The sequence below is a fragment of the Paenibacillus sp. S150 genome, assembly GCF_019352175.1.
Classification (GTDB): domain Bacteria; phylum Bacillota; class Bacilli; order Paenibacillales; family Paenibacillaceae; genus Paenibacillus_AQ.
Window position 1 is genome coordinate 566,552 of record NZ_JACBYI010000001.1, and the last position, 12,728, is coordinate 579,279.

The window sequence follows — 12,728 nt, forward strand, 5'->3', positions numbered from 1 at the left end:
CTTGAAATTCAACTTAATCACTCTCTTTCTTTTTTGGAATATATTTACTGTGTATCAAAAAGGATAGATATTACAGTAATTATATGTGAATTTCTTTTTTTGTTTAGATTTCATTATAAAATTATCAATAATTTGTAACATTAACTTTTATACCTTAAGCATAAAAAGCCCACCAGCCGGAGCCAGTGGGCAAAAGTGAATCTACTGTACGACAGGACGGGTAACGTTTTCCAAAAATCCCTTTGAAATCAACGGAATTTTAGTTCCTTCTAAATATAGAACATATAGTTGTCCGCATGACTCTCTTCCTTAAAGTTGATCAGGTCGGATAAGGTAGTGGAATCCAGGACATCGGCGATGCTGTCGCGGATGCGCAGCCAGAGGTCGCGCTTGGCCGGGTCGTCTTCTTCGGTGAAGTCGACAGGCGAAATAGGCCCCTCCAGCACACGGATGATGTCACCGGCTGTAATGGTACCGGCTTCACGCGACAAAATATAACCCCCGTAGGCTCCGCGGATACTCTTCACCAGTCCCGCATTGCGCAGCGGGGCGATCAGCTGCTCCAGATAATGCTCGGACAGCCCGTTTTTTTCGGCAATGCTTTTAAGCGATGTTGGACCCTCGCCAAATTTCAGGGCAAGCTCCATCATAATGGTTAATCCATAACGTCCTTTAGTCGATATTTTCAAAGGTGCACCTCTTTCGGTTTAGTTGCTGGCTTTAATAAAACAATCGTTGTATGTACATGAGAAATGTCATATCAACGTATTCCGATGTTTGCTCTCAATTAATGTTATCATATCCTTGGACACATTTGGAGCGCAAACCGTAATTTTTTGCAAGAATGTTCGCCGGTGGCGGACAAATTGTCAAAAAATCCACCTGATCCGCTACAAATCATAGCCTTGCACTGCTGTTTGGGTAGACAGGTATGCTATAATACACAATGAGCCGGGTGTTCTGTAAATCGACCGGTATTTTTTGCATAGAAAATGGTGATTTGTATGACAAAGGCAATTCAAGATACACGTGTCGTCGTTGGCATGTCGGGAGGGGTCGATTCCTCCGTTACGGCGCTTCTGCTCAAGCAGCAGGGCTATGACGTCATCGGCATTTTCATGAAGAACTGGGATGATACCGACGAATTCGGCGTATGCACCGCCGAGACCGATGCCGAGGATGTGCGCCGCGTATGCGAGCAGATTGATATTCCCTACTATACCGTTAATTTCGAGAAGGAATACTTTGATAAAGTCTTTTCCTATTTCCTCGATGAATATAAGGCCGGTCGGACACCCAATCCCGATGTCATGTGCAACCGTGAGATCAAGTTCGGGGAATTCCTGAACAAGGCGCTGCAGCTCGGCGCGGATTACGTTGCCACAGGCCACTACGCACGGGTAATTGAAGAAAACGGTGTCTATAAGCTGCTGCGCGGCGTTGACGGCAACAAAGACCAGACCTATTTCCTGAATGCGCTGAATCAATACCAGCTCTCCAAGGCCATGTTCCCGATCGGACATCTGCCGAAGCCTGAAGTACGCAGGATTGCCGAAGAAGCCGGGCTTTATACCGCCAAGAAAAAAGACAGCACCGGCGTCTGCTTCATCGGCGAGCGCAACTTCCGCGAATTCCTCAGCCAGTACCTGCCGGCACAGTCAGGGGATATGGTCGATATCGACACCGGCGAAGTCAAAGGCCGTCATGATGGCCTCATGTACTATACGCTGGGCCAGCGCCAAGGCCTCGGCATTGGCGGCTCCGGCACGGGCGAACCGTGGTTTGTGGCCGAGAAGGATCTGGACCGCAATATTCTGTATGTAGTTCAAGGGGACAAGCATCACAGCCTGTACTCCACCGGCCTGATTGCTTCCGCTGTGAACTGGATCGAAGAAGGCACCTTCGGAGATTCGCCGGTAAAATGCACCGCGAAGTTCCGCTACCGCCAGCCCGATCAGGGCGTTACACTTACCTTGCGTGAAGACGGCACGGTTCATGTAGCCTTCGATGTGCCGCAAAAGGCGATCACTCCGGGCCAGGCCGTGGTCTTCTATCTTGGGGATCAATGCCTGGGCGGCGGAACCATCGAAGCTGCCGAGAAGGTCGTGCCGCTGCCGCTGGTGTAAACCTGGCTGCCGCATACACTGCTGCCTGTCCTGCTTCACTCTCAAAATTATACACCTAATTAAGCAAAGACCGCAAAGCGGGCAAAAGAACCTTCAAAACCACTGGTACAGCGGAGCTGAAGGTTCTTCTTTTTTTAATGCAAGAATTTATTCCGGCATCAGAATCACGGCAGAGCTTAAGGCTGGACTCCCCATACCAATATGCCATTCAGGTACAACGGTACCCGGCTCCAGTTTGTGTAGGCCGTTTTGGCAGAATCATAGGAATAGTCGTCAGCTTCATTGTAATTGGTCCAGTCGGTTTTGTTGATGCGCAGCTGAATCTCTCCGGTATTGGCCCCCGGTGCCAGACTTCCGGCTGCAGGGCTGAAGGAAATTTCCACATAATAATCCGCTCCTGCTGCAGGCGGGGCGAGCTTCACAAAGCTGCCCAGCACATTGCCGCTGCCTACCGTGGCATAATCCACATTGAACTGCTGTGCCTTCTCCCCGTCGATGGTGTAATAATAACGCAGCTTGAGCTGACTGAGATCGACTGCCGTGGTTCCGTTGTTGACAATCCGCAGCTGTGGACGGAACTGAGAGTCCGTGGCATTGGTGTCATTGGTGCGGTACTGCACCACCAAATCCCCCACCGCAGGCGTCGCCGTTGGTGTGGCTATAGGCGTCGCCGTTGGTGTGGCTATAGGCGTCGCCGTTGGTGTGGCTATAGGCGTCGCCGTTGGTGTGGCTGTTGGTGCAGCCGTTGGTGTGGCTGTTGGTGCAGCCGTTGGTGTGGCTGTTGGCGCAGCCGTTGGTGTGGCTGTTGGTGTGGCTGTAGGTACAGGACCACTGCCATCGTTAATCAGGCGGTCATATTCGGCATAGGCAGTAGCCATATCCACCTGTGACCAGAAACGGTGGTAGGTGAACTCAGGAGTGCCATTTTCCCATGTCTTGGTTGTTATGTTGTAGGAGCTGTTGTACAAACCTTCCAAATAGCTCCATTTAGAATCATTCTTAATATCCGGCATAATGTCGGTGTAGCTTGCGTACACTCCGTTTCCGCCCTTTGCCGGATCGGAAGGTACCGTCGAGCTGCCCGGTATTGTATTTCCTTGACCGAAGGTGCCGGTCCAGCCGGCAGGGAAATATACTTCCTTGCTGAAGTAACGGGAATAATCTTTATGGTTCTCTACAGTCGTGATTCCCACTCCATCGTTGTAGCCCCATGCGGTGTCGAGCAGGGTTTTGGCCAATTCTCCGGCACCTTGTCCATTTGCGGTATAGCTGCCATGCTCTGCCTTGTTACCTGCGGCAAAGAAAGTAAGGGCTTTAATATAGCTTCCCAGTACACCCGCGTCCTGGCTTGGGCTCTTGGTGACGGCCTTCAAATTGCTGTTGCCGTCATAGGAGCTGAAGCCGTTCCAGGTATCCGGCTGCCCCTGCCATTCCACATTGCCGGGAATCCAGAATTCTCCGGGTGCGGACACTGTGGCAACCTGCGGGTTGTCGCCGCCCAGAATACGGTTTCCTTGCTGATCCAAATAGTATCCGTCTGCATCTGTAACCGGACGGCTGCCGGCAAAGACATAATCTGTAGACCAGTCAATCCAGTTCTCAATGACCCGCTTCGCCATTTGGAAATTGGTTGAGGCCGTATCGCCGCCGGAAGCCAGGATGTAATACAGCTCGGCGACCCGTTCCAGACTCCATGCCTGCATCCCGAACCAATTGTTGGACGGCGGATCATGATAGACCGGCGCTTCATCGTAGGCCATACCATAGAATGTGCTTGTGCCGGCAGGATAAGCGCTGTAAGAGCCGTTATAACTGTTAGTGGCTCCGCCTGCTATTGCTCCTTCAGCGGATTGCAGCCAGGTGTAGAACTCCAGCTGGCGTGTTAAGGATGTGCCCCAATCCTGGCCCGCCGTTGCCGAAGCCGGAATCAGGCCGCCGTCCGGATCGGAGAGCGCATAGGCGGCAACTACGTTCTGATAGCCTTGGTGGGCATGGCTGGCACCGATTCGCCAGGCCCAGTTCCCGCTTGAGCCAAGACCGCCGCCCCAGGCAGTATACCAGGCCAGCAAATACTGGCTGGAGTCCTTGCCGGTTCCCGCTTCAGGTGTGCCGTCTGCGGCGCTGCCGAGCTTTTGAAAATATTTATCGTACATGCCGTACCGCAGATAGTCGCCCATCTTCTTGGCTTTGTTCAAATATACAGTATTGCTGTAGCCAAGCTCCTTCGCCCAATACATAGCCTGCACCGCACGTGCGTCAGCATCCGTAGCATTGGTATACCGCCACTGCGCAGCCGGTGCATTGCTTTCCTGGGTGAACAGGCTCATGAAGCCCTCATTCGTTTTGCCAAAAGTTTTGTCGTCCTGTGAAGGATGCGGCACCGTTTCCCAGACGGATTCCTGTTCGCCCCGCTGGAATGTATTCACGTAAGCGGCTGTATGGGAAGGATTCAGCAGATTGCCGAACCCGTACCAGTTGTCCACATCCACGAGCCAGTGCATCAAATACGTCTGATTGTCGCCGTAGGTGGTTTTCAGCTCCGCATCAATGGGGTCCTTGCCTGCACTGTATCTGCCGTTCAGCGGGCTTGGGTACTGGTCGGGCTGCGCGAACTCGGAAGCATAGGTGGCCGGACTGTCCGGGTTGTAATTGCTCATGGTCGGCTGTTCCTGCACTCCGTCGCCTTCATTAACAGGAATGATGTATTTCTCCATGTTATCCCAGGCGGCCTCAAGCTTGTTCCAATCCCCGGTGTGATAACCATAGAGCACTTCAAGCCACATCCAGTAGCTGTAAGCCTCCGAGGTTGTCATATGACCGTAATTGGGTGCTTCACTGATCAGGGTCTCCACCGAATGATACGGAACACCTTCAGCAGAGAAATAACCGCTCGCCGGGTCCTTCAACTGGGCGTACAATTGCAGAAAGCGCGTCTCTTCAACCGAAGCGGCCTTGGCTGTTGCAGGTTTGAAATTATATAATCCGCCTGCAAGCGTAAGTGCAAGGACACCGGCCATAACTGCGGATACAGGTTTCTTAATCGAACTTAGCTTCATCATTTCGGCATGCTTCCTCTCTATAATGGTTTATGGCTCCAGGCCCCACACCAATGTTCCTTCCCGGTGAAGCGTGACCTTCTCCCAATCGGCGAAAGTCTGCTGGGTTCCGCCGTAGGAATAGTCATTGCTCTCATTGTAGGGAGTCCAGTCTGTTTTGTTGATGCGTACCTGGATTTCACCGGTATCTGCCCCCGGAGCAAGACCTCCCGCTCCTGCGGTAAAAGAAATTTCCACATAGGAGTCCGCGAGAGCCGCAGGCACACTCAGCTTCACAAAGCTGCCGCTCAGATTTCCGCTGCCCAGAACAGCGTAGTCACAATGAAACTCCTGCGGCCTGTCCCCGTCCACGGTGTAATAATAACGGAGCTTAAGCCCGCTGAGCGCAACCGTCTCCGTACCCGTATTGACAATCCGGAACTGGCTGCGGATCTGCGCGTCGCCGGGGCTGGTATCATTGGTGCGGTACTGCACACGCAAATCTCCTGTGGCTGGTGGGGTTGTCTCACGCGGCCGGGCACTGGCCTGTGCGGACGCTGTGCTCTCGCCCGCACTGTTCGAGGCGGTGACAACATAATAATAGTCCACTCCATTTACCAGCCCGCTGTCGTTATAGGCAGTTCCTGCGGCTGTGCCAATGACGGTATAAGGTCCTCCGCTTACAAGCGCACGCTTAATGGTGTACTGTGCCGCACCGCTGACAGCATTCCAGCTCAACGCGACACTGGCATTGCCGGGGACAGCCAGCAGATTGGCCGGGCGGCCGGGAACCTGCGGTTCACCTGGATTACCGCCGCCGGGCGGCAGCTCTCCATACACTCTGACATCCCCGTCGAACACCGGAATATACGGGTTCTTCACAGGCGATGCTGCGCCTGAAGCCACACCCTTGAAGGAGAAGTCATTCGTGTTATCCCAGAAGGAAGTGTTCAGCGGAGCTGTAATCCGGAACTGGATCTCCTTGCGGTAGGCAGATTGTCCCCCGGGATAAATCGGTGTGCCGGTAAAATCGATCTTCGTGTAATAAATGTGGTTTGCTTCGTCATAGGGCAGCAGCTGTGAGACGGTTCCGCCCTGATTGTAGCCTCCCGCGTTGACCGTAATATCCTCCGGCCCGTACCCTGCAGCCGCAGCTTCACTCAGATCCAGATAGTAATTAAAAGACATCCGGCTGCTTGAACGCGCCGGCCACCCCGAGCGGTTATTTAGCAGCGCGCGGATTTCTACAAAATTGCTGCCGCTGGCATTCACAGAAGTCTCGGCGAACATTTCATCCTCGCGCGTTTCGGCCGGTGGAAAATTCGCCAGCGGCTGCTGGCCCTGCCCGTGCAGGAGCATCATTTTGGCCAAAGCGCCGGTGAAGGCTGAATTATAATCGGTTGCTACTTCATTGGAAACATAATCGCTGATGCTGTCCGTATAGGCATCGGTATTCGAAGGTCCTCCAACGAGAGCACCATACAGGACATGCCGGTGATCCGTTGGAGTTGTCTGACTATCGCTCCAGGAGCCGTGCGAGGTCCGGTGGTGCGGATGCTGCGGCGCATTGCTCCCGAAGCCGATCACATAGCTGCTGTTCCGCGGATTATCGCCCAGCATATACGTAATCTGCCGCTCGGCAAAGGTCTGGGCGGTGCTTTTCTTCACCGGATCAGCCACCCAGTCCGCATACACAAAGGCGAGGAATGCCTGATTGGCCGCATACCGCAGCGCCCCCCATTGATCCAGATGCGCAAGTCCCCCGGGAGTGTAGGCAACCCGGTCGGTTGTCCCGTTCACCCCGGTTGTCCAGAATTGCATATTCCGTTCAGTGGATTGAATGAATTTGGAATCACCTGTAATGCGCGACAGCAGCAATTGGGCACCGTAGTGCTTGTCATCCCAGGATTGGGTCCATTGATAGCCCCATTGGCCGGATTGATCGGTGCCCCATAAATTGCTGGCTGCGGTGGCTTTGTCCAGATACGCCTGCTCCCCGGTCGCCAAATACAGCCAGACTCCGCCCCAGCTTAGCTCATCGGCATAGCTGCTCCACGAATTATAATACTGCTTGGCGTCAGTGATCGTATCAGAGTAAGCCCCGCGGTACGTATCGGCAAAATTGTATAATTGCTTGGCATGCAGCAGCAGCTCGTCCGCATAGGCCTCATCCGAGTCCCTGAAAATGATCGATGCCGAGGCGAGCGCCGCAGCGGTTTCGGCAGCCAAATCCGAGCCGGGATGGGCGGCATCAATCTTATAGGAAGGACGCGCCATTTGCATGACCTCCGCCGGCCCCCACCAGTTGTGATCCGCAGTACCGTTGCCGACCTGTCCCCACAGCTCGTTGGGAGCAGTATGCGCTTTCACAAAATAGTCCGCAGCCCAGCGGATGTTGTCCAGAATTTCATCCAGCTGCCCCGATTGCACATAGCCATCCTTGTATTCATAGACCGACCATGCCAGCATGGTAGCGGTGTAGGCCATAGGAAAACCAAATTTCACATGGTCTCCCGCATCATACCAGCCTCCGGTCAGATCGTAGCCTACATCCGCACCGTCCTGCAGGCCCGAATCGCCTCTCCATTCCACACGGTTGTTCTCCGGCAGGTCGCCGGACCGCTGGGCTTCATAGAAATAGATTGATTTCTGCAGTGCCTCTGCATAATTGTATCCACTTCCCTCAGCCTTGGTGACAGACGGGTGAAATGCCGCTCCTGAAATTATTGTGCACGTTAACATTACACTCAAGGATAAAATAAGGCCTTGCTTCCGTTTCCTTGAATTCATCCAAGCCCAGCTCCCTTCTCCTCCTTACGTTCCTGCTCCGTCGACTTCATCACGCACCGATACCTCCCCAGTGTCCAGATTTGACATTTTATTCGGTTAGTACATTCCTCCACCTCCTGCACCGATATCAGGATAAGGTCATCCCATGTACATGTATACCATATACAGGTAATTAATTCTATATATTTACATTTACTTTAACTAAAAACTGGCTATATATGTAAAAAGTTTTCCGTTTTAGTCATATTTATTGCACGAAATTTACCCGGTTTTTGAGAAGTGTAGCTATAAGTCCTTATGCTTCAAAAAAACCGTCCTTTCGCCAGGGGCCATACAGCCCCTTTCGCAAAAGAACGGTTCCTTCATTCAACAGCCTACCGGTCTGTTTGAGCCTTACTGCCCGCGCCGCAGTCCCTGATTATGGCGGATCTTCGCTTCGTTGCCCTGCTCGGTAGCCTGATAGAAGACCCTCCTGCTGATGGCCTTCGGCAAATATTCCTGCTTCACATAATGGCCGGGAAAATTATGCGGATACTGATAGCCCTCGTGGCCCAGCGCCGCCGAGCCCTTGTAATGCGTATCACGCAGATGCAGGGGCACCTCGGCGGATTTCAGCTCCCCGATGCTGTCCATCGCGCTTGCAATCGCCATTACCACGGCGTTCGACTTCGGGCTCTCGACCGCGAACAGGATCGCCTGGGCAATATTCAGCTTGGCTTCCGGCCAGCCATTGTTGCGGTAGGCCTCCAGTGCGCTGACCGCCTGGACCATCGCCTGCGGATTGGCCAAACCGATGTCCTCGCTGCTGGCTGCAATCAGGCGGCGGATGAACGTCATGGGGTCCATGCCCAGCTTCTCCACGGCATACAGGAACCAGAACAGGGCCGCGTCGCTGGAGCCGCGGATGCTTTTGTGAAAAGCCGACAGGACGTCGTACTGCGTCGATTCATCGGCTTTGACAATCGGGCGGCGGATGGATTCCTCCGCCACCTCAAGCGTAATATGCACGCTGCCGTCGGCCTCCGGAGCTGTCGTCATCGCCGCCAGCTCCAGGGCGTTCAGCGCCCGGCGGATATCGCCGTTGGCCATATCCGCAATATGCTGCAGCGCTTCTTCATCCGCCTGCAGCTGCATGAATCCAAGCCCGCGTTTCTCGTCCGCAAGCGCTCTCCGCATTGCGGTCAGGCTGTGCTCGCTGGTCAGCGATTCCAGCTGAAACAGTGTGGAGCGGCTCATAAGCGCGCCGTTCACATAATGGAACGGGTTCTCGGTGGTCGCGCCGATAAAAATAATCGTCCCCTTCTCCACAGCCGGCAGCAGTGCGTCCTGGCGGGAGCTGTTGAAGCGGTGCACCTCATCCAGAAACAATATCGTCTTCGAGCCGTACAGCGATTTATTGCTCTGGGCGCGCTCAATCACCTCGCGCACATCCTTGACCGAAGCCTCCACCGCATTCAGCCGCACAAATTCGCCCTGAGTGTGGTGGGAAATAATATGGGCCAAGGTGGTTTTGCCGCAGCCGGGGGGGCCATAGAGCAGGATGGAAGACACCTGATCGGCTTCAATCGCCCGGCGCAGAAGCTTGCCCGGGCCGACAATATGCTCCTGGCCGATATATTCATCGAGATTCTCCGGCCGCATCCGGTCTGCCAGCAGCCGTCCGCCCGCGGGTTCCTCGCCGAAAGAAAACAAATCCATAATTCCACTTCCTTGCTGTAATCTTGTAGTTTAATCGAAGCCTTGCTGCTCTTAATCATACCATACCTCGGCTGCAAGCAGACAAGCAGAAACGGCTGCGCCGTCCTTATAGGACGGTATCCGTTACAGCGGGAAAGAGAACGATGATTTATAGCGTGAAACATATAAATCTTATCTTTTAAAAAAGAGCATGACCTCCCCCCTTGCCGGGCGGGTGCCATGCTCTTTGTTCAAAGTTCAGGCTAGCGGTTCAGCGCCAGCCGCATTTTTGAAATGATTTTGCGGATGCTTTCTTCAGATAAATGATATTTCTCCTGCAGCTCGTTCACCGAGCAGCCGCTGCTGTGACTGCAGAAAATCTCCTCGTTGCGGCTGGCAATCTCTTGCCAGGAGCCGCTGTTCTCGCCCCACTTTACCCGTTGCTCCGTTTTCTTAGGGATGTAGAGCAGTTCACCCTGGATGTATCCCTGAAGCTCTTCGAGCAGGCCCGGGGGGAGCACATCCTTTCCATTTACATAACTCACGTATCGTTTCCTCCTTCAACAGGTGTGTACCGTTGGGTCCGATCCTTTTGCTGCTCATCAGCTTCATGTCACCTGCCTCCTTTCTTCTGCTCAAATTTGGAAAAACCGTAATTTCATTATATAAAACCCTGTGGTCAGCGTCTACATTCAATGGGGTCCCGTCAGCCGAATAGCGGTAATCAGCAGCCGGCTCCGCTTCTGTCCATAAATGATAAGGAGGCCTCGCGGCCTCCTTATATACAGGCTTCCGTACTAGACGGAAACCACCTCGTATTCTGAAATCATTGCAATCAGCCTCCTTCCAGAAGTAATCTTGCCCGGCCGGACACTTATATTAAGCCATAGGGCATCCGCAGTTACAAGTTCAAGAATAGTTATAATCGTTTTCCACCAGATGGGCCAAAAAAAATTTGACGAAATACTAAATAATTAGTCGATTTATGTCGAAATAGATAATAAATTATCTAGTTATTTTGAGATATGGAGGAAATTACTATGACAGCAATCCGGGGTACTCTAAAGCTTTTTTTCCACATCAAGAAACTCAGAACAGAGCTGATGTTGTTCATTATTACCGCCATTGTGCTGCCCTCTCTTGCACTGGCTGGCATCTCCTCGGAAACCTCCAAATCGGAGCTGCGCTCCAAAATGGAGGAAACCACTAACTCCAGCATCCAAATTCTCGACAAAACCCTGACCCAGCTGGTTCAATTGGAAAGCGCAAGTGTCAATGAGCTGGCCGACCAAATCACCGCAGAAGAGCTGACCAACAATTCACCCAGGGTCCGCAAGCTGATTGACAAGTTCAAAGCGGAGCATCCCGAAATTGATATCGTTGCCCTGGGCAACAGTGACGGCAAATATATGCTGGCTCCCGTATCCGATCCGCAGGATTATGATCCCCGGGCACGGGACTGGTACATCGCTGCACTCCAAACTCCGGAGGCCGCATCGGTGATTGATCCGATTTACTCCCAAGTGACCGGTTCCTTCATTCTCCCCATTTCCAGAGCCCTTTCAGACGGCAAAGGAGCAATCACCGTCAGCCTCAGCATGAACGGGCTAATGGATCTGGCCAAGACGGTAAGTCTCGGCTCGAGCGGTTATGTATACATTCTGGACAGCACGAACAGGGTCATATATCATCCGTCAATGGAGGTTGCCGCATCCGTTACCGGTTCACAGCTGGAGGCCCTGAGTGCAGCACCTATGGGCAAGGTCTCCTATAAAGACAATGCGGCGGATACCCGGATGGACGGCTATTATGTGACCAATCAATTAACCGGGTTCAAAGTCGTAGGCGTCCTTCCCGAAGACGAATACACCCAAGCGGTGTATCCTATTTTATTGAAATCTGTGATCGTCCTCGCCGCTGCCGTGCTCCTTGCCGCTATTGTCACCTTTATCATAATCCGCCGGATCACCGCACCGCTGGAAGCTCTGAACCGTTCAGCCAAGCGGGTGAGTGAAGGCCAGCTGGATGAAGCGGTCCATACCAAGCGCAAGGATGAAATCGGCGAGCTCGCCGGCAATTATAATGCCATGGTTCAATCGCTGCGCACAATGGTGCAGGATGTCGCCGGCACATCGGGCCACCTGGCGGCAGCCAGTGAGCAGCTGACAGCCAGCACCGGCGAGAACAGCAAGGCCGTGGAATATGTCACCGCACTGATTGAGGAATCCACACGGGGCGTGGAGACCCAGGCCTATGCGTCCGCCGAAGTTGCTGTAACGATGGATGAGATGTCAGCCGCAATCCACAAGATTGCTTCAGCCTCGCAGTCCATTGTCAACGCCGCTCTGCTGACAGAGAAGGATGTAACGAACGGCAGTGCCAAAGTTCAGGATGTGGAAGCGCAGATGCAGACCATCCGCCGCTCGGTGCAGCAGTCCGGCAGCCTGATCGCCGAGCTGAACGGGCTTAGCGCCAAGGTCGCCGAGGCCAGCACGGCCATTGCCTCTATCGCCAAGCAGACCAATCTGCTGTCGCTGAATGCGGGGATTGAAGCCGCACGGGCCGGGGAGCATGGCAGAGGTTTTGCCGTTGTGGCCGGAGAAGTACGCAAGCTGTCTGAAGCCTCCAAGCTGAGCGCGGGGCAAATCCAGGAGACGATCTCCGAGATGATCGAGCTGATCGCCAGCACCTATGAGATCATGCGGCATCAGGTGGTCGAAGATGTAGAGCAGGGCATGGTCCTGGCGCTTGAAGCAGGTGAGGCATTCATCCAGATTGAGCAGTCCACCCGCCATGTGGGGGAACAGATTCATGAGGTCTCGGCGGTTACCCAGCAAATGTCGGCCAGCTCCGCCGAGGTAGCCGCCTCGGTCCAGGAAATGGCCGCTGTCGCCAAAGCGGCACTGGATTCCTTCCAAAGTGTAACGGCGGCAACGGAAGAACAGCTGGCCTCTATGGAGGAGATCACCTCTTCTTCCGCGGCGTTGTCCGCGATGGCTTCCGATATGCAGCAGAAGGTGGAGCGGTTTCATTTCACGGCGCAAGCCTGAAAGGCAAGCTGCTTCCAGTCCACGGGTGAAGCCATAACAGAGCTGAACGG

General features: G+C 53.6%; 7 protein-coding genes. 2 read left to right on the forward strand and 5 right to left on the reverse strand.

Annotated features, from left to right (window positions below; translation table 11 throughout):
• Nucleotides 1-269: 269 nt before the first annotated feature.
• Nucleotides 270-689, reverse strand: a complete 420-nt coding sequence (cymR, locus tag HYD27_RS02295; protein ID WP_020427770.1) for a cysteine metabolism transcriptional regulator CymR — start codon at nt 687-689, stop codon at nt 270-272.
• 315 nt (nt 690-1,004) lie between these two features.
• On the opposite strand from cymR, the gene mnmA reads away from it, so the two are divergent.
• Nucleotides 1,005-2,126 (forward strand): tRNA 2-thiouridine(34) synthase MnmA, encoded by a 1,122-nt coding sequence (mnmA, locus tag HYD27_RS02300; RefSeq protein ID WP_219210905.1) that lies wholly within the window; start codon nt 1,005-1,007, stop codon nt 2,124-2,126.
• A gap of 176 nt (nt 2,127-2,302) precedes the next feature.
• Here mnmA and HYD27_RS02305 read toward each other — a convergent pair whose 3' ends face one another.
• The 4 genes from HYD27_RS02305 to HYD27_RS02320 all read right to left on the reverse strand — a co-directional run bounded on the left by HYD27_RS02305 (nt 2,303) and on the right by HYD27_RS02320 (nt 10,173).
• Entirely contained in the window at nt 2,303-5,182 is a 2,880-nt protein-coding gene (locus HYD27_RS02305) for a glycoside hydrolase family 48 protein (RefSeq protein ID WP_219211123.1), read from the reverse strand.
• A gap of 30 nt (nt 5,183-5,212) precedes the next feature.
• The gene (locus tag HYD27_RS02310) at nt 5,213-7,951 is read right to left on the reverse strand and encodes a glycoside hydrolase family 9 protein (RefSeq protein WP_219210907.1); all 2,739 of its coding nucleotides are present in this window, start codon (nt 7,949-7,951) and stop codon (nt 5,213-5,215) included.
• A 393-nt stretch (nt 7,952-8,344) separates the two neighbouring features.
• Entirely contained in the window at nt 8,345-9,649 is a 1,305-nt protein-coding gene (locus HYD27_RS02315; protein WP_219210909.1) for a replication-associated recombination protein A, read from the reverse strand.
• Nucleotides 9,650-9,891: 242 nt separating this feature from the next.
• Nucleotides 9,892-10,173, reverse strand: a complete 282-nt coding sequence (locus HYD27_RS02320) for a CD3324 family protein (RefSeq protein ID WP_219210911.1) — start codon at nt 10,171-10,173, stop codon at nt 9,892-9,894.
• Nucleotides 10,174-10,668: 495 nt separating this feature from the next.
• On the opposite strand from HYD27_RS02320, the gene HYD27_RS02325 reads away from it, so the two are divergent.
• The gene (locus HYD27_RS02325) at nt 10,669-12,678 is read left to right on the forward strand and encodes a methyl-accepting chemotaxis protein (RefSeq protein WP_219210913.1); all 2,010 of its coding nucleotides are present in this window, start codon (nt 10,669-10,671) and stop codon (nt 12,676-12,678) included.
• Nucleotides 12,679-12,728 lie beyond the last annotated feature (50 nt).